This window comes from Lacipirellula limnantheis, assembly GCF_007746075.1.
Classification (GTDB): Bacteria; Planctomycetota; Planctomycetia; order Pirellulales; family Lacipirellulaceae; genus Lacipirellula; species Lacipirellula limnantheis.
This window is the reverse complement of the sequence record NZ_CP036339.1, coordinates 2952712-2970273: the sequence shown is the minus strand read 5'-3', so window position 1 is coordinate 2970273 and position 17562 is coordinate 2952712. Positions and strand designations below refer to the sequence as shown.

At 61.5% G+C, this 17562-nt stretch carries 15 protein-coding genes; 7 read left to right on the top strand and 8 right to left on the bottom strand.

What is annotated here, in order from left to right:
* Nucleotides 1-742 precede the first annotated feature (742 nt).
* The 3 genes from I41_RS11615 to I41_RS11600 all read right to left on the bottom strand — a co-directional run bounded on the left by I41_RS11615 (nt 743) and on the right by I41_RS11600 (nt 3592).
* Nucleotides 743-1912: a BBP7 family outer membrane beta-barrel protein gene (locus tag I41_RS11615; protein WP_145432775.1), complete on the bottom strand. Its 1170-nt coding sequence runs from the start codon at nt 1910-1912 to the stop codon at nt 743-745.
* A 655-nt stretch (nt 1913-2567) separates the two neighbouring features.
* Complete coding sequence (locus tag I41_RS11605; protein WP_145432771.1) at nt 2568-3245, bottom strand: J domain-containing protein; 678 nt, start codon at nt 3243-3245, stop codon at nt 2568-2570.
* Nucleotides 3242-3592 (bottom strand): hypothetical protein, encoded by a 351-nt coding sequence (locus tag I41_RS11600; protein WP_145432768.1) that lies wholly within the window; start codon nt 3590-3592, stop codon nt 3242-3244. Before I41_RS11600 ends, I41_RS11605 begins: the two co-directional genes overlap by 4 nt.
* A gap of 345 nt (nt 3593-3937) precedes the next feature.
* Between I41_RS11600 and I41_RS28540 the strand changes: the two genes are divergently transcribed.
* The 3 genes from I41_RS28540 (at nt 3938) to I41_RS11585 (ending at nt 5863) form a co-directional block, all read left to right on the top strand.
* The gene (locus I41_RS28540; protein WP_145432766.1) at nt 3938-4543 is read left to right on the top strand and encodes a sigma-70 family RNA polymerase sigma factor; all 606 of its coding nucleotides are present in this window, start codon (nt 3938-3940) and stop codon (nt 4541-4543) included.
* Nucleotides 4495-4845, top strand: a complete 351-nt coding sequence (locus I41_RS28535; protein ID WP_145432764.1) for a zf-HC2 domain-containing protein — start codon at nt 4495-4497, stop codon at nt 4843-4845. The genes I41_RS28540 and I41_RS28535 overlap by 49 nt, the downstream gene beginning before the upstream one ends.
* A gap of 205 nt (nt 4846-5050) precedes the next feature.
* Entirely contained in the window at nt 5051-5863 is an 813-nt protein-coding gene (locus tag I41_RS11585; protein WP_145432762.1) for a spondin domain-containing protein, read from the top strand.
* 110 nt (nt 5864-5973) lie between these two features.
* On the opposite strand, the gene I41_RS11580 is transcribed toward I41_RS11585, so the two are convergent.
* On the bottom strand, nt 5974-7329 hold the full coding sequence (locus I41_RS11580) for a calcium-binding protein (protein WP_145432760.1): 1356 nt from the start codon (nt 7327-7329) through the stop codon (nt 5974-5976).
* A 1012-nt stretch (nt 7330-8341) separates the two neighbouring features.
* Here I41_RS11580 and I41_RS11575 point away from each other — a divergent pair.
* A complete protein-coding gene (locus I41_RS11575; RefSeq protein WP_145432758.1) occupies nt 8342-8635 on the top strand; it encodes a hypothetical protein in 294 nt (97 codons plus the stop codon).
* A 546-nt stretch (nt 8636-9181) separates the two neighbouring features.
* Nucleotides 9182-9511 (top strand): hypothetical protein, encoded by a 330-nt coding sequence (locus I41_RS11570; protein WP_145432757.1) that lies wholly within the window; start codon nt 9182-9184, stop codon nt 9509-9511.
* A gap of 297 nt (nt 9512-9808) precedes the next feature.
* On the opposite strand, the gene I41_RS11565 is transcribed toward I41_RS11570, so the two are convergent.
* Together I41_RS11565 and I41_RS11560 are read right to left on the bottom strand one after the other, a co-directional pair.
* The gene (locus I41_RS11565; RefSeq protein WP_210421169.1) at nt 9809-12871 is read right to left on the bottom strand and encodes a PQQ-dependent sugar dehydrogenase; all 3063 of its coding nucleotides are present in this window, start codon (nt 12869-12871) and stop codon (nt 9809-9811) included.
* A gap of 443 nt (nt 12872-13314) precedes the next feature.
* Nucleotides 13315-14448: a TonB-dependent receptor gene (locus I41_RS11560; RefSeq protein ID WP_145432755.1), complete on the bottom strand. Its 1134-nt coding sequence runs from the start codon at nt 14446-14448 to the stop codon at nt 13315-13317.
* A 465-nt stretch (nt 14449-14913) separates the two neighbouring features.
* Here I41_RS11560 and I41_RS11555 point away from each other — a divergent pair, with 465 nt between their 5' ends.
* A complete protein-coding gene (locus tag I41_RS11555) occupies nt 14914-15150 on the top strand; it encodes a hypothetical protein (protein ID WP_145432753.1) in 237 nt (78 codons plus the stop codon).
* A 273-nt stretch (nt 15151-15423) separates the two neighbouring features.
* On the opposite strand, the gene I41_RS11550 is transcribed toward I41_RS11555, so the two are convergent.
* The gene (locus I41_RS11550; protein WP_145432751.1) at nt 15424-15717 is read right to left on the bottom strand and encodes a hypothetical protein; all 294 of its coding nucleotides are present in this window, start codon (nt 15715-15717) and stop codon (nt 15424-15426) included.
* Nucleotides 15718-15884: 167 nt separating this feature from the next.
* Here I41_RS11550 and I41_RS11545 point away from each other — a divergent pair, with 167 nt between their 5' ends.
* Nucleotides 15885-16382, top strand: coding sequence for a HEAT repeat domain-containing protein (locus I41_RS11545; protein WP_145432749.1), 498 nt, complete (start codon nt 15885-15887; stop codon nt 16380-16382).
* Here I41_RS11545 and I41_RS11540 read toward each other — a convergent pair.
* On the bottom strand, nt 16379-17491 hold the full coding sequence (locus tag I41_RS11540) for an endonuclease/exonuclease/phosphatase family protein (protein WP_145432747.1): 1113 nt from the start codon (nt 17489-17491) through the stop codon (nt 16379-16381). The genes I41_RS11545 and I41_RS11540 overlap by 4 nt on opposite strands.
* Nucleotides 17492-17562 lie beyond the last annotated feature (71 nt).

Here is a 17562-nt window from a genome sequence, read left to right as displayed (position 1 = left end):
GCCGCCCGCAGGGATGAGAGGGTGTGCGCAGCAAGACGCTAACGCACCAGCGCCATGACGGACAGTCGCACGGCCTCGGGCAACGTTGCCCATAAGTCGACGATTTCGATTAGGTTGGCGTCGTGTCCTTGCACTGATACAGTTCGATGCGTTGCGTGCCGCTGCGTCAGCCTGTTCCCCATTCGGCTTCTGCGCTGACTGCTGCGCCAGGACCTGCGCTAGGACCTGCGCTAGGACCTGCGCTAGGACCTGCGCTAGGCTCAGAATCGTTGGTTTTCGCCGCGTTTTCGGAGGTGGCCCGCGGAATCATTAATCCGCGGGTCGGGGATTCGAATCCCTCCTCCGCTACTTGCGACTAGCACCGCATCTTCTTGCAGGTCATCGCACAAGTTCCCGATCGCTAACGGCTTAGGCTATTTCAGTTCTGCAGCGCGATCTCCTTGCCCCTCGCACGCCGTTGCTCCCCGGTGCGTCGAATCGCGTCGCGACTGCTGCGCCACGCGCGGCGCGCAATCCGCCGTCTGTTCCGGTCATGTGCAGCACATTTTCTTCGGCGTCATCGCTTGCGTTCCGGAGACTAACCATTACCCCTAATCGATCCGCTGCCTCGGCCTCGGGCCCCGGCAGTAAATGGCCGAAGGCATGCATCTTCAGGGTGACGGTCGAACGCAGCATCACGTCCTCCACCGTCTTGAGATGGGCTCCGCTCAGGGCCAGCCAAGCGTCGCAGGTGTGCCGTAGGCTACCACACGAAGTCGATCCCCGTCGTCGCCCCTTGATAGAACAGGCTGTTAAACTCAACGCCCCGCAGCACGCTCGGGTTCAACAAGCTACGGCTCGCCGCGTCGCCCGCCAGCGCGACGTTGTCGATCCACAGCAGTTGATAACCGCCGCGCACGATAATGTGCTGCGTCAGCCGGTAGCCGAGCGTGAGGTCAATCTCGCCGACGAACGCGGCCTTCGTGTCGCTCCCCGTGAACGAGCCGATGAAGTTGTTCCCCTGGAACTCGTCGATGCCGCCGTCGGCGACGTTGCCGTAGACGCCCGCCTTCGTCTCGACGTTCGCCAACAGCCGCCGCGCGGGCTGGCCCAAGTTGAGGCTGGCGCCCAACTGTCCGCCGTACAAGTGGTTGTTGTATTCATAGTCGCCGGTCGCGACGTTGCCGTTGAGCTTATAGAACATCTCGTCCTTCAGCTCGACCCAGCGGAAGCCGCCGAGCAGCGACAGCCGGTCGTTGACCGACCGCCGCAAGTTGATCTCCGTGCTGTCGAGCATCGTGAGATACTTGCCGTTGAAATTCGTACCGCCCGGGCCCGTGAACCCCGCCCCGATGAAGTTGCCCGGCGCAACGAACGTGTTGTAAGCGGTCGAGTCGACCCCAAAGTAGCGCGCCTCGACGATGGTCCCGCCGGCAAACCGCCGCGCCAGAGTCACGTCGACGCCAGCTTCCCAGTCGAAGCCAAAATCACTCGCCCGGGCGAACGGTGCGCCCGACGGATTTCCCGCGACCACCACCCCTTCATTGGGGCGACTCCGTTTCAAGAAGACCGCGCCGGCCGAGGCATACCACGTCGGCCCGCAGCCGCAGGCGTCGCCGCAATCAACTCCGTCGCCGCACGATGCAGAGTCGTCGCAGGCCAGGTCCGCCGCGCTCTGTTCCGCGGCCGCCGGCTCCAAGGCGCTCGCCAGCTGAATCGCGTCCGCCGCCGCGGGATTCACCAGTGCGGCCTCGTCCGTCGCGATCACCGCCGCTGCATCCCACGACGACGCGGCCAGCGCCGCATCCATCGCCGGTCGGGCCCACGCCGCGCCGCTCATGCCTACGCCCAAAAACACCGCCGCAGCGCTGCGCAGCAACGTCGACATCCGCCACTCCGTTGGTCCGTCGCCCAGAACGGCAAAGCGCTCCATGCACTAGCCTATCGCCGGAATCGGCGCCTCCGCACCGCCCGACGTCGATAATTTCCCCTCGACGTTACAGCCGCTACTGACGCTTTGCGCGGAGCAAGCGTTACAGCTTCGCGCGCATGAACACTTCCCTTTGCGAACCGTCGCCCGCCCAACCGGGACCCAGCCGAGCAGCAGCGTGTCGGCGTCAGCAACAAAGTAGACGCAGTCTGTAGGTATTGGGTGGCGACTTCTCGCGAATCCGCCCCGACGCAGTCGATGATTTCAATCCCCGTCAGTCGCACCCTAAATCACCGACGAAGCTACAAGACGGGTGGATACGATCGTATTCGACGCCAAGCTGGTCGGCGACGATTCGTCGAACCCTTAAGGCGACGTCTCGGTTAGTACCCGGCCCGCAAAGCTCGACGAACTCATTGTCGGATATCGGCGGGAATTTAGACTCGAAGCTTCGTCGCTGGATTGTCCCCACTACGACCGCGACTACGACCGCGATTATCACGAGAGCGAGTACGAAGTACGTCATACCAGATCTTTAGGTGAACGTGAGCGAACGACACACCTGACCGACCAGTCTAGACGAAACGACGACTGCTAGACAAAACTTCGTGCTTCTACTCGGGGAGTTTGCGGCCGGGGCGCGGGGGGCGGTAGCGTTTTAGCGTGAAGAATCCATTTGACGGCCCGGCATCACTCGCTGTCTTTGCTCAACAAACCTCTTGGCCAGCTCGTAGTTCCGCTGAAGACGTCTATACGCCGTGCCGTCGCCGCCACGATCAGGACGCAATTTTAACTCAAGCTCGCGGTACGCTCGTTCGACGTCTTCATGCGTGGCGGACGGCGCGAGCCCCATGGCATGCAACGAGGGCACGGCGACTGGCCTGGGACGTGAATCATCTTCCTCGTCACGTCTCGTGACGAATTCTTCCTCAATCGTACCGCCATACACGAGGGTCGCCGCCGCGCTGGCACTCAGGCCGATGGCGAGCATCAGGGCAGCATACTCAGAGACTTCCATGCCGTAGACGGTGCCTCGGGCACGTTCCGGCGCGCCCAACGCGCGGGCACGTAGGACCTCGGTCGAAGCTCCCGCGACGAACACAATGACGCCTAGCAGCGGGCCGAACACGAAGAACGCCAGGGCGGCGACCGGGCCGACTCTTCTCACGGCATGAAATTGCTGGGCCATACGACCGAGACCAATGGATAGCTGGCATCCGGCCAGCCGCAGACGCTGGAGTCGATAGTGTGCCCCACAAGCGTCGCGGCGCTCGCCAACCATTAGAATGTCCCGATTAGAAACATCAAGCGACTCCACCCAGTATGGTGAGTTCACGCACGGGATTCCGTTCTCACTGGTGCCACTTTCTCGCGAGTTCGTTTCGACCCAATGCGAGCGGTTTTCGGCAACGAGTCGGGCTGGGGCACGGGGCGGTAGACGTAGCCGTCGCCGCCCATTGCGTAAGGCGGAAGCTGCTCGCCTGTGAACCACCAACCGGTGAAGACCTCCATTTCCACAGTCCTCTCCCACCGCTGCTCGAACATCAGCTCGTCGCCGGCACGATGGTCGACCGTCCGTTTGCCGGCGGCCGCGGTCTGCCATTGGTCGAATGGAGCGTCATCCCCTAACGGTCGAGATTGACATGGAGACAGGATGAGTGAGCGCCCGCGGGGGCGGGTCATGATAGGGCGCCTAAGGCAGCATGTAGACGCCAGCGCCCATCATGATAGCGAGCAAGGTCTGCACTAACGTTGGGAGAGTCGAATCCCCCGTTCGATTCCCGCCGCCGCGACAGTTTGTGACTCAACTTGACTCTGGTTGCCACAACCCTTGCCTCGGCGAGGGTTGAGGCGTCTCTGGACGGCTCTGCATGCCGTGCCTTAGCGACAGGCTGTCCCCCAGTTTGCCCCGTTCCCCGGCAACAGGCCCGCCACCCCCTGCGTAGTTTGTTCAGCAAATACTTGGTAATCGACGCTGCCAGCTGGCGTCTAACTAACGCGAATCAGCCATCAGCTCGATTTTTTCCCATGCGATCACCCAACCCGAATCCGATTGACTTGGCTGCAGCCCACGGCGATCCGGCCGAATGGGTCGGCCGATATGGCGATGGACTTTTTAGGTACGCCAGCGGTCGAGTCATGAACCGGGAGTTGGCCGAAGACTTAGTGCAGGAAACGCTCCTGTCGGCATTTCGACACCGCGCACAATTTAACGGAGAATCCGCCTTCGGCACTTGGCTCGTCGCCATCCTGCGACGAAAGATCGTCGACTACTATCGCAAACGCAGTCGATCTCCAGACCTCGATGCGGAGTCGCTTGGGCCCGCCGGCGACCCGTTCCTAGCTAGCGGGAAGTGGTCAAACTCCCCCATGAAGTGGCAAGCAGCGCCGAAAGATCTGGCCGAAGACGCAGAATTCTGGAACATCTTTCACGAATGCATGTCTGGCCTTCCCAGCCATCTTGGTCAGGCGTTCCAGCTTCGCGAGCTCGGAATGACATCCGTCGAGGATGCTTGTGCGACGGTTGGAGTTACTCGAAGGAACTTTGCCGTTCGATTGCACCGAGCGCGACTCCTTCTCAAACAATGCTTAGAAAAGAATTGGTTCCGAAGCGAACGTGGAGGAACAGCTTGAGTACGGAGCCCAATCTTCCACTACTCGGCGGCACTTGTCGTGAAGCCTCTCGACTCATTTCCGAGTCACTCGACCGCGAATTGACGCGTCGGGAGCGCTGGGCCCTGCGTTTGCACACAGTTCTGTGCACTGCGTGTCGTCGCTTCGCTGATGAATGCCGCTTGATTCGCAGCTTCATCGAGAACATGCCTGCAGCCCTCCGACAAGAATGGTTTCGCAGCGCCTCGTCACTTTCGCCGGATCGAAAGATTCAAATCAGGCGACTTCTTACGGAAGCGCGGGAAGCCGATAGCCGGGAATGAGTGCGGTTCCACTCCACATTCCTCCTCCAGCCACCCTTGAGACTTTCGAGCGACGCCTCCTAAAGCCGTCAAATAGATCGAGCAAGGCGGATTTTCTGTAATCCGCAGTTCTTCAAGGCGTCGAACTGGCAATCGCCACACGGGGCAATTGTATTGCACCATCGTGATCTCTTGGCGGCATGCGTCACCCTCAGAGGAAGTTTCGATGAATTGCTCAAGGTGCTTCTTATTGGCAACTGTATTTGGGATCTCGTACATAACGTCATGTCGTCCGCTGCTCGCGGTGCAAGTACGAGTGACCGTAGAAAATCTAGCCCCCGCGAACAGCATCGCGCTCGCTCCGTTCCGATTCGGCTTCGGCAATGGAACGTTCGACTCGTTCGACAACAATCAAACTGCTTTCCTACTCGGCGCTGCCAGCATCGCCCAGGCCCCCATCGTGACAATAGCCGAGGGTGGCTCAGGCTCCAATTGGTTCCCCGCTTTTCAGACAGCCGAACCGAACGCGGACCTCAGTAGCATTCTTGGCCCGACCATTCCGCCAATTCTGCCAGGCCAGATAAGTTCCACAGTGATTGACGTCGATCCGACGAACCGGTTCTTTACCTTCGGCACGATGGTCGTGCCAAGCAACGACCATTTTCTGGGGAACGCCAGTCCGATTGCATTTGAAGTCTTGGACGCCAACGGAAACGTGACGTTAGCTAGCTTTACGGAGGATGCGAGCCGGATTTGGGACGCCGGCTCTGAGACGGAGAACCCAGCGAATGCGGCCTTTTTGGTCGGTGGCGTGAACGATCAACGTGAGAATGAGAACTTACCGGTCACGTTCAATTTCGCCGATCTATCGGCGTTCAACGGACTAACGACGGCGGCCGGTTACGTCTTTGACAGTTCTCTACTTTCAACGAATACGCCGGTGCTCAGAGTATCGTTTCAGGCCATCCCCGAGCCTTCGACGGTAACGCTCGTTCTGTTAGGGACGTTGGCAGCCGCATTCGTGGCACGACGCGCCTAGTGGTAGGACAACGGTCGGCGCGGGGATCAGTTCCATGCGCCGGCCGCTTTTGGTGCGAGTATCGACGTCGACGTTGCGTGGGCAGCATCCTTCCCAGTCACTCTACCGAGCTATCTCTTGCCCTTCAGATGGCCGTACTCGAAGGTCGGCACGTGCCCCTCAACACTGGTCCAGCCTGCCTCATGGACGATATCCCCAGCCGCGGCGTCTTCGGCTGAATCCAGCCACAGCCAAGGAAACTTCTTATCGGCTACCCAGAAAGTGTCGTTGCCTTTGCCGCCCCACAGCTCATCCAAGTTCCAATCGCTGATCGGCGACAACCGAAAGCCCTCGGTCGCGGAGAACGTGCCGTCGCCGCCGCTCAGGATGTCGTTTCCCTCGTCGCCGCAAACAGTGTCGTGGCCGTTGCCGCCCAGGACCATGTCGTTGCCAGCTTCGCCGTGGAGCAGGTCGTCGTCGTCGCCGCCCAGCAGCGCGTCGTCGCCGCCGCCGCCGTAGAGGAAGTCGTTGCCCCCGCGACCGAACAGCGAGTCATGCCCCCAACCGCCGTACAGGTAGTCGGTGTCGTTACCTCCGTCGAGCAGGTCGTCGCCGTAAGAACCCCAGATCTGGTCGACGCCTGCGTCGCCGTAGATCGTATCGAAGTCGCGTCCACCCCGAATGATGTCGTTGCCGCCGCTGCCGCGAACCACATTCAAGCCGTCGCCGGCATTGATCTCGTCGTCGCCTTCCCCGCCCGCGATCGTATCGTTGCCGACGCCGGTCACGATCACGTCTCGTTCGGAGCCGCCGTCGACGTTGTTATTGCCTTCGTAGTCTTCGACGTAATCTTCGCCGCCGCCGGCGTCGATCGTGTCATGTCCCGCGCCACCGAAGATCCGGTCTGCGTGGGCGCCCCCAATCAAGACATCGTCGCTCCCGCTGCCCTGGATGTAGTCGTTGCCGTCGCCCCCTTCAATCGTGTCACGGGACGAACCGCCGTACAGCGTGTCGTTGCCGGCCTCGCCCTTGATTGTCGCCGGGAGCGAAGTGGCGTTGTTGAAGGTGTCGTTGCCGTCGCCGCCCGAGAAGCTCAGAGCTGCAACCGCCGCCGTGCCGTTGGCGTTGTAGAGATTGAATTGTTGGGAGAAGAAAGTCATCCCACCGCGATTAACGCTCACCGTCAGCACGTCGTCGAACAGGCTTGTGGTCCCCTTGCCGTCGACGCGGGCAGAACCCCAGTTCTCTCCTGAGTCGCCGGCGATGCGGACCGACTTAGTGGCCGCGTCGTAAGTGAACGGCGAAGCGGGAAGCTGCGGCGCGACGGCGACGGTTGTCGCCCCTTGGATCTCCGGAAGTACTCCAGCGTTGGCCGACATGACGATGCGATTTTCGAGCGACTCGAACGTCATCCGAGTCTGTCCGCTCGAACGGCGCTGGTTGAGTTTGCGTGAACGATCGAGACCGGCGAGCAGGCGGGAGAACATGGCGGGAGTCCTTTTCGAGTAGAAGTGGCTGGCGGGCCTCGGCGGCGGCGAGCAGCATGCTCAACCTCACCTCAGTAACAAGTGGATTTTTAGGCTATGTGTTACGGCGCTGAGCAAATCGAGCAGATTCGCCCGCAAGAACGGCGGCCGGAGCACCGCGGGACTTGGTCCTTTACGCACCGCAAATGATCATCATCGCCGTGCTTTCCGCGTTCGGAATCGTCTTCAAGACTCCGCATGGTCGGCGTTGGCGAGACGACTACGACGTCGAGTCGTAGGCTCCTCACCCCGCCTTCGCCTCCCGCAGGAATGAGAGGGGCGTTGCAATCATTTGCCGCCATAGCCCCGTCCGCTCCAGCGAACGGGCGTGCGTCGCATTCGCGCGTCTAAAGCCCGACCGCAACAGACGCCCCAATTCGCGCGCGGGCCGGCTAGGGCCACAGACTGGCGAATGTCCGAACGGGAAAGACGGCCTGGTAGCGCTCGTGGCGGCTTGAGGACGACTTAAGGACGTGGAGGCTGCTCTCCAGGTTTCCAATTGATGGAAGGGTAGGAGGCGATTCAAAATCCCCGAGCAAGGCAATAGGGGACCCACGCCACGCGTCGAAAGCGTTACGGCGAGCGTCAGCTCGCTCGACTGGTCGCAAGGGTTGAAGTTGCCGGCGCTCGAGCGGTCGGGCCAGGGTCGAAATATCAATTCCGGCGTCGAAGCACTCAGAGGCGCCTTGCGCGGCATGGCTCCGACTGCCGGAACTCAGGAACCCAATCCGCGGGCGAGAAAATGGTCGGAAATTCACGGGGTGATAGACGCGGGGGCGCCGTTTTTTGAGATATTGGCGAATTCGATTCTGGATCGCTTCCAGGCCTCGTCCAAGTGGGAAATTATGGGATATGCTAGAGACGAGCCGGACGATGCCTGCCGTGGCGCGGGAATCGGACGGTCGGCGCTTAGCTCCCGGCCAGGCGATCTCGCGTTTCTCCTCTCCCTCAACAGTTCTAAAGGTTTACGACGATGGAACAACTCCTCCCGCTCATCATGCAAGTCATCGGTGGAGCCCTCGGCGGCAACGGCGCCGCGGCCGCGCTGAAGAACATCAACATCAGCAAAGTCGTTGCCACGATCGTGGGCATTCTAGGCGGCGTCGGCGGCGGACAGCTGGCAGACTACGCCGGGCTGATCGAGAAGGTCCTCGGTGCAGGAACTGGAGGCGAGATTGCCGGCAACGGCGGCGCGGCGGCAATCGGCGGCGCGCTGCTGACGGCGATCATTGGCTTCATCAAGAAGTCGATGGACAAGGGCGCCTAGTCGCCGCGTTAGGCGACTTCGAATATTACCTTCGTAAATTCGCTGACAAATGAATTGGAAGGATCTTCGGCTTTGCGTCTCGCACTTCCCGCGCCCCGACACTGGCCATCACGCCCGCGTCCCGAGTCGTTCGCGCGCGGCGCGGGCCACCTCTAACTTGAACCGTTAATAATCTCGAGTCAACGACGACGACTCCTCACATTGCAGTCGACCGTCGCTGCGCTCTGCTTGGAGCCGTTGCTTTCCCCGGAGAAATCCGGGGTGGCACGCGGAATCATCATCCGCTCTCTTTGGCCGCAATTCACCCCCTCGCCGGCCCCCGGCGGACGGCGGGGTCGTCGATCACACCCAAGCCGACCGTAAGGGTGAGTTGACGATCCGGAAAATGCGAGCCCCGCTGCCGGTCGTCGCGATGGTAGCGATCGGGCCTAGCGCGGAGGGTTCGATTACTCGGGTTGGGGCTCGTGTTCTAAGACGTGAGCGTGCGGAGGTGTGCGAAAAGCGCCATAGAATACAGTAGGCCCCATCACCCCTTGGACCACCCCCATGGACACGACGCTGATCAGCAACGCCAATGGGCAACCCGACGTTTGGGTCGTGCTCGCTGAACTGCCGTTCAGCGATTTGGAGCCGGTCCACGAAGAGATACGCAAGCTCCGCCACGCACTTTGCGGCAGCTTCGATCCAGCGACCGCTGACGCGATCTCGTTCTATTATCGCGGCTGTAAATTTCGAGCCGCGAAGCGCGGCGATCACATCGACATTCTGACAAGCGATCCAGATTGCCCGCCGGACATTCTCTTCGAACCGCTGGCCAAGCTCATTTCTCCGCTGTCGCGTTGCTCGCTTTCAGTCCCTAACGACGTGCCATCGTGATCTTCCCGCGGACCGGGGACCAGAGCTAGAGCGCACGCGTCACGCCGTCGCGCACACGTTGACGACGTGTCCCCAGCAGCGACAAAATCGCGCGCAGTCTGCGGGAAGCGGCTGATCTTGCGGCGCGTCGTCACTCTTCGCGCCGCAGCGAGGTCCTCGAAGCGCTTCTGAAATGTCTTCGGTCACCGCTCCAGCGAGCGCGGCCATTGAGGTCCCCGCCCACGAGACGCTCGCGGAAGCAGCGACGGGATGCTCGCCCGCATCGTGAACTGGGGCGCAGGAGCACGTCAGGCCGAACTAAAAGCTGGCCTCTGCGTCGTGGGACAAGTCACTAGCGCTGGCCCATTCATCCAGCGCCCGCGCGTCCCAGCAGGACGACGGGCCTGCTGGTCGCAATCGGACGGCCGACCACGTTCGGTCGATGTCGTCGCCGCCGGCAAGCAACTCAAGTGCGTGGTCGCGCACGGCGGCGAGTCCCGCTCGGCTGGCCGCCTGATAACTCAGACGCTCCTTGAGGATCGGTTTGGAAGGTCCTCCCCGGAGTGCTGAGGGAATCAATTGGGGAGCGCCTGCCGAGGCCAGGCTGGCGTACGGCGAATCGCCGACGGAGCTCGTCGCTGGCTGGAGAGCGACGGCTGCGGCAGACGCCGTACTGGCAGCGGCCGGCGCGGCCGGCGAACTGAACGCGGATTTCCACGCGTTGAGGTCCGCCACGTCGACGATGCGGCTGCGATCGCCGTCGGCCGTGAGGTCGGTCGTCGAACCGAGCGTGCGCTGCCACTTCAAAAAGTCCGCTCCATCGGCGTCGCCATCGTAGTCGTAATCGCCGCCCGCCTGACCGACGTAGCGCAGTCGAAACACCCGAGCGCCCGCTTCGATGGGCGAGGCGGCGTCGAGATCTTTGTAGAGTTCCGTGAAGTACAGTCCATCAGGGCCGGCCGCCAAACCAACCACCGTCCCGCGGCCGCTGCCGGTGTAGTTCACGATGACCGTGGGGCCGCCGAGCCGATTGCCGCTGGCATCGAGCTGAAATTGGACGATTTTCTTGCCTAGCGATTGAGGCCCCAATCCGTACGTCGGTCCCGACTCGGCGACGAACGCGCGGTCCCATTGGGACGGCGGAAATTGGCTGCCGGCGAAGGTTTCGCCCTGAACGAAGGCGATGTTCACCGGCGCATGGGCAGGACTCCAGTTGTAGATGGCGTTGATCGCCATCGATGCGTCGGTCCCGTTCCAGCCGTAGTTGACGCCAGGCAGGATCTTGGCGAGGCGATCAATGCTCGGACCGTTTTCTACTTCGTAGTGTTTTCCGTCGGCAGCGCGCCAGGCTCCGCCGAAGGGATTTCTCAGCCCGTAGGCGTAGACGTAATCGCGGGCGTTGATTCCGTTGGCGGCGCTATAGAAGGGATTGTCAGCCGGGGCCGAGCCGTCCAGGTTCATCCGCAACACCTTGCCGCGATAAGAATCCAGATTTTGGGCCGTCGCGGCGTCGAATCCATCGCCGTTATGGACGTACAACTTGCCGTCCGGGCCGATTGTCAGGTTCGAAATCTGGTGCGACTGGCCTTGGCTCTCGCCGACCATATTTCGAATCACCGTCGTGCTTGACGCCGTCCGACCGCCGTCGGCGCTGGTAAACCGGAGCACTTGCGGGTGATGGGCGCCATTGGGATCCGCCGGATTGGTGGCCGTCACCCGGGTTGCGAAAACGTCGCCCGTCGCCGGATCGACGGCGATCCCCGCCAGCCCCTGCTCGCCTGAGCCCGGAAAACTGCCCGTTGGGCTGAAATTGAGCAGTCCAGTGGCGTAGTTGCTCACGTTGAAATTGCGCGACACCACTTTGATGGAGCCATACAACTCGGTGACGTAAAAGTAGGGGTCGCTCGGATTGGGGCCCGGATTCGGCACGAAGGCGATGTTTGTCGGCAGTTGGAGCCCGCCGGCGACGACGTCGATCGCATATCCGGGCGGAATAGCGCTGAAGGGGATGTTGACCGAACCTTCGCTCGGCCGCGCCAGCGTCGAGAAATCGGGCGTCGTCTGCCCTGCGCTTCCCAGGTACGTCGCGCCGTCGGCGGCCACCCAGAGATCGAGTCGCTGGTTCGCCGCCAGATTGATTGCCGGCAGAAACAACGTGTGCTGACCGCTATGCTCGTCGCTGAAGGAGAGATTCGTCTGACCGAGACTCAATCCGCTCGACCCGGCGACGACGACGACGCGCACTTCGGCGTGGTCGGGGAGCGTCGCAGGATTGGTCATCAAATTCGACGTGCCGTTGAACGCGGCCAGCTTGAGCAACAGCGCGCCCGCCGCGGACTCCAACCGCAGCTCCGACTGACTGGGGCTCGCCGCCGGCAAAATGACGTTTGCCGCCGACGCGGCTTGCACCCAAGTCGGCGTCGGGCTGACGGCGACGTCGACGACTTCCAGCGGGAACGTGGCGGAAGCCGGCCCCGTGCGAAAGGTGCGCAGGCCGTAACCGCTTACTGATCCCGCATCATCGCGAAAGCGGACGCGCAACTGATAGTCCGTGTCCGGCAACAGCGCCGTGCGACCGGCATGCGAGTTGATGAAATTGCCGTCGCCCAGATGCGTGTGGACGCGCTCGACGCCTTCGATGCCCAGGGTCTGCCAAACCACTTGAGCGCCGGGACCGGTGGAGAGAATCTCCCAATCGGTCGACTTGTGCCCGTCGCCGTCCCCGTCGACGAAGCCGATCGACTCCATATGGACGTCGCCCGGATTGACGACGAGTCCGTCAACCGATGGTTCTGTAACCGTCGGCGCGGCGGGAGATGCATTGGGTCCGCTGGGCAGCCCGACGATCTGCACGTAATTAATGCGCGTTGCCTTTTCGGCCGCAGCTCCTTGGTCGAGCGTCAGGAGACCGTCCACGACGGCGACCTGGAGCGTTTTCTGACGAAATTCGTTCGGCGCGAGCGCAAGAGCGTTCCAATAGTTGACGCCTTCGACGTTGAGGGTATGCGCGCTGGCGTTTGCGGGGTCGCCGATCGACGCCGTCACCTCATAGAGTCCATTGGGCAGCGACAGTTCCCATTTTTGCCCCTGGTGGAAGTGGATCAGCGTATCGAGTCGTTGGTCTGGATTAACGTTGCGGTCCCGCGAGACGTCCGTGTGATCAGAAGACCAGCCATAGGAAAGGCCATCGCCGCGATCGCCGAACACGGCGCCGACGTCGCGCGCATAACGAGTGACCGACGGCGCCTCGTCGAATTGAAAATTGATCAGATACGAATCGCCCGCCATCAGCTGTCGCAACTCGAGCGACTCGATGCGAAGTCGCCGACAGGAAGCGGCGATGAGGCTATTCAAGAGCGGTCGGTTGCGTCGTCTTCTCATTCCATGCTCCACGATGCGGCCGGCCGCAATTGGGCGTCGGCGCCACGGCCCGCGAAAAGTAACGCCGGAAGCCGCGAGCTGCCTCGCTGCTAGGGCTGCATCCGGCGATGAGTTGTCCACAGTATAGTCGTGATGTTCAACGCCGGCCATCTTCCGCGCTGGGGGGCGTCGAGCGATACGCTCTTCGCAGATTGAGCGTTGCGCGGCTGATGAACGGTTTGCAGTCGTTTGAGCTCCGCGTCAATCCGTTGGAACTCACGCTTTTCGATAGCCTGACGAAGCGGGAATTGACGTTCAACCGCAGCCACCAGGCTGGCGCGAATCCTGGTGCGTATGGAATCATCGCCAGCGTTCCCGTAGCCGCATCGGGCCGCGACGTTCCGCCAGTGGCTGGCTTATTGTCGGAAGCGAACGGCAACGTTCCGCCAGACGGGAGCCGTCGGCTACAGCGACCAGATGAGTTGGACAGCCCCCAGCGCACCTGGATCGATGTTGATCCGGTCGCGGCGGTTATCCGAAAATCCATCGGCCTGAAAGACCTCGCGGTCGAAGACGTAGCCGGCGGTGAAGTCGAGGCTCAGCCCGCCCACGAGTTTTCGCCGCAGCCCCAACGTGAGACGTTGGTCGAATGTATAGAAGAGTTGGTTTTCTTCGAGACGATCAGCGAGCCAATAAGTTTCGTTGACGACCTGATAGCCGCCATAGACGCTCCAGGAGTCGCTAAATTGCCGTGTCGCCAAGATAGTGGCGTCGGTGAGCGGAAAGTAACTTGCGACGATTGAGAATGTCTCGGTCGGACGGTATTGGAGTGAAAATGGAATGCCGATGTTGGCGCGAAGCTTTTCGCTAGGTCGCCAGATATAGGCCAGGCCCGGCAAGGGATAAGGAAGTTGCGACGTCGGCGAGTAGAAGAAACTGAAGTTCCATGCGTCACGGTCGGCGTAAGGCACCTCCAGCGAGCCGATCGTCGTCACGGTCATGTCCCGCAGGGCGTCAAACGGCTGGTCGCTGACCGAACCAATCGTCAGGATTGCCGCGGTTTTCCAACCATTGTCGAGCTCGCGAAAGTTCATCGCGCCGCCTTCAATCTTCCAGAGATTGTCCGGGACAGGAAGCTGCGAATCGGGCAGGATGGCTCCCGTATTGATCGACAGATGGTCAATCGTGCCGGTTGCCAGCCAGAGATTGCCCCCGCCAGGTGCAATGTAGAGTGGCGCCGCGAGATTAATTTGCTCGCCAGCTTGAGACCAGTCGTCCGGCTGGCTCAAAACCTTTTGGGTAGGGATCCAATAGACTCGCGATCGAAAAGGGGAACGCTCCTCTCCTGGAGGTCCCATGTCGTCGTCGAGCGAACGAGCTGCCTGGGAAGATCGGGGCGGCTCGAGCAGATCGTCCGCTAGAGGCGCCTGGTCGAAGGCTGCCAGCGGTGCTGGATCAACCTCCGGCAGAGGGACCAGACTGACTGGAAACTCGTCGCCCAACCACTGCTGAGCGCGAAGCGACGCCGGCAGCCAGGCGAAAATCGCCGCGGCCAACCAAACGAGCGAGAGCGGCGGCCGGTGCAAGCTGATGTTCACTAGGAGGATGCCTACCCCACGAGACCGCCGGGCGAGAGGATAGCGATTGGGCTGGGGGCGAGTCAATCCGATTCTGCGCTGCGCGATCGACGCGATTGGGAGCTCAAAAACTCGCTCTCCATGACAACGGGATCGAACGCGTTCCCGCGACCTTTCCGGTTCTGGACCGTCGCTCAGGCCACGGAGCGCCAACCTCCTCAAATCGCGTCCGGGACGATGCTGACGCACTTCATGCGTTCGCGACTTCGCCCAGGGCGTCGACGCTGTGCGCAGCAGAGAAGCCGTCAACATCGGAAGTGCGGCAGGTATCCGGGCGCCGAGCGCTGATGCTTGCTGTCGCCGACAGTCATCGCGGCGCGGCAAAGGTTTCACTCGACCTTGAACCGAATGGTTCCGGTGGTAAGTTATTTCTGGCGTCAAGATTTTTAACGGGGCAATGGACTCCCCTACGACCGTGAGAGCGAGATGGGACAAATCTTTCGCGTCGAGATCGCGGACGATCCGAGCGCTCAGATCATGGTGGCAGCCACGAAAACTGCCGGGCGTTACTCCCTCATGGCATTCAAGCAGGTCTTCGTCGGCGGAGAATATCAGACTGTCGAGCGATACGGTGAATCCGACGACGACGCCGCACTTATTGCAGCGGCGATAGCGCGCATCGCTGATCAACTGAGGGCGAGCGGAGAAACTGTAGTCGTCTGAGGCTTGGACACCGGGCTCTTCTCGAGAGCCACTCATTGTTGGCGTCGCGAAGGCTCGGGCGCGACGGTGACGGAAGCTCATCTCTGGGCTCGCGCCGCTTCAACCTTCGATCGCTCACTCGCCACGGCATCCCCGGCGCGCTGAAACCTCTGGCGATCGACTCGAATCTTGACGGCCGCACGGCATCCCCGGCGCGCTGAAACCTCTGGCGATCGACTCGAATCTTGACGGCCGCCCGCCAACGAAACATGGCCGCGCAGACGACGGTCGCCGTCACGATGCGCTTGCCCAGACGTACGCTCGTTTGGTGATTTGCCGACGAAGCCGCGTGCCACAGGGTGAGCGCTTGGCGACGTCTGCGTCGTAAGGCGATGGCGGAGCGTCAAGTACGAGGAGGTCGACCTGCACGACGACGCCGACGACAGCGAGGCCGACGTGCGTCTGGGGGCGTCCTTCCGCTTCGATGCGACCGAGCGTCCGCACCAAGCCCTCGGCTGCCGCACGACGACGGCGGTTGACGCCGAGCCGAACTGAAGCCTCGCACGGCGCCGCAACAATGAAGCTCAACGACAATTCACGCGAGTGAACTTGAAACTCAAACGTTAGTCCCGTACCGGACGTACCGGAAGCGGCCGGCGCCGGAGGCGATCGCAGCAGGCTGGCGTTGAGACAAGCACAACCCTAACTTATTAATTGGTTCCCAACCTGGGAGCAGGTTACCTGAGGAGTCCTGTATGTCCGCTTCCGTATCATCTCTGATCAAGCTCCTTCAATCGGAGACGCCGCACCGTCTCGATGCGGCGCAACAACTGCTGGAAATGGGTTCGGAGGCCGTGCCTGCCGCCGTCGCCCTGGTGGAGGCCTGCGACGGCGATCAAGAAACGCGAGATATTGCGTCTGCGGCACTAGAGGACTTAGGCCCTCCCGAAGATGACGCCGTCGGCGCCCTCACGAAAATTCTTAGCCGTCCTACGCTCGATGCGCCTTACTGGGCCGCTACGCTGCTTGGGCGGTTGGAGAGCGTGGCAGCGCCCGCGGTGAAACAACTCATCGTCGCGGCACAGGGGCACGCCCACGCCGCCGTGCGTCAGCGATCGGTCTGGGCGCTTGGGAAGATCGGGCCGCCCGCGGCGCCGGCGCTGGAATCGCTGCAATTGCTGACGACTGATCATGACCCGCGACTCGCGTCACTAGCCCGGGACGCCGTCGCGAGTATTCGCCAGGAGCATTAGCGGGGTTGCATGGGACCGGCGGCAATCCGGGCTCCGCCTCCCTCGTAGATCGAGAAAAGCCCTCCCACAGGGAAATGATCCGAGACCTCGAGCGCCTGATCTTGCGTCAGCCCAAAGCTGGTCATTAGATTCCACACGCCGCTTTGCCCTGTGTACTCGACCGTTGTCCGTGAGTCAAACAAGAGGTTGTCGTACGCCTTGTTGCCTCGCGTGTTGGTGGTCACGCCCGCGATGGCGTACTTGATGCCCGGCAATTGACCGAGGCCGCGCAGGTGGTGCTCATCAGCATTCAGATCGCCGAGCAAAATGACATCGTCTTCGCCCTGCTGCTGCATGACTCGGAAGGCGTCGGCCAGCACGTCGAGCTCGGTTGCGACTTCATCGGGATCGGTATGGACGTCCATGAGCCAGAAGCTGAAGGCCTGAGCTGGAGGAACGCCAACAACGCGGAACTGGGCAACGAACGGCTCCCGATGCAACAGGTCGTTGGGATCGTTGAGAGTCGTCACCGACGCTGGACGGACTTCGATGCGCGTCGTGTCGTAGAGGAAGGCATATTGTTCCGTGCTATTGGATCGCCCCAAACGGGGGCCAATCACATAGGCATACCTGGCGCCTTCGGCGTTCACCATTTGGACAAACTTATTAAGGAACTGATCGTCCTGAGTACGGATTTCTTGGATCGCTAGGACGTCGAAACGGCGGACGACGGCGACGAGAATTTCGGGAATGCCCTGCTTTTGAAGCTTCGAGGTTCCAAAGACTTGGATATTGAATGAACCGATCAGGATGGTTTCTGATTGTGGCGCGCCGGCGTGTGGGGCGTTTGGCTGGTTGGTCGAAACAAGGGAAACGGCGCCGCCATTAGTCGGCACGACGCCAGTGTTGGCGGGCGGGTATGAACTGGTTGCCCCCGGCGATCCCGCAACGTTGGGCAGCGCTACGCCATGATCGGCTAGGAACGTCTGGATCACTGACTTGACGGCGGGGCCCAGTACCGGCAGGTCTGGAAACGCCCAGCCACCTGCGCCCGAACCGGTCATCAACGTTGCGAGCAAATAGAACAGCTTCCGCAAATAGGGTGCGCGCTGCTTTTGGTTCTTGGCCACGATCGAGCCCCTCCTTGGGCACGTCGGTCGGGGGTCTAGGTCGCGAAGTCTAACGAGCGAGCGTGATAGCT

Excerpts from the sequence above, each read along its gene's own strand:
- I41_RS11615 (WP_145432775.1), bottom strand. The coding sequence starts at position 1,912 with ATGGAGCGCTTTGCCGTTCTGGGCGACGGACCAACGGAGTGGCGGATG.
- I41_RS11600 (WP_145432768.1), bottom strand. The coding sequence starts at position 3,592 with ATGACCCGCCCCCGCGGGCGCTCACTCATCCTGTCTCCATGTCAATCT.
- I41_RS28540 (WP_145432766.1), top strand. The coding sequence starts at position 3,938 with ATGCGATCACCCAACCCGAATCCGATTGACTTGGCTGCAGCCCACGGC.
- I41_RS28535 (WP_145432764.1), top strand. The coding sequence starts at position 4,495 with ATGCTTAGAAAAGAATTGGTTCCGAAGCGAACGTGGAGGAACAGCTTG.
- I41_RS11585 (WP_145432762.1), top strand. The coding sequence starts at position 5,051 with ATGAATTGCTCAAGGTGCTTCTTATTGGCAACTGTATTTGGGATCTCG.
- I41_RS11580 (WP_145432760.1), bottom strand. The coding sequence starts at position 7,329 with ATGTTCTCCCGCCTGCTCGCCGGTCTCGATCGTTCACGCAAACTCAAC.
- I41_RS11575 (WP_145432758.1), top strand. The coding sequence starts at position 8,342 with ATGGAACAACTCCTCCCGCTCATCATGCAAGTCATCGGTGGAGCCCTC.
- I41_RS11570 (WP_145432757.1), top strand. The coding sequence starts at position 9,182 with ATGGACACGACGCTGATCAGCAACGCCAATGGGCAACCCGACGTTTGG.
- I41_RS11565 (WP_210421169.1), bottom strand. The coding sequence starts at position 12,871 with ATGAGAAGACGACGCAACCGACCGCTCTTGAATAGCCTCATCGCCGCT.
- I41_RS11555 (WP_145432753.1), top strand. The coding sequence starts at position 14,914 with ATGGGACAAATCTTTCGCGTCGAGATCGCGGACGATCCGAGCGCTCAG.
- I41_RS11545 (WP_145432749.1), top strand. The coding sequence starts at position 15,885 with ATGTCCGCTTCCGTATCATCTCTGATCAAGCTCCTTCAATCGGAGACG.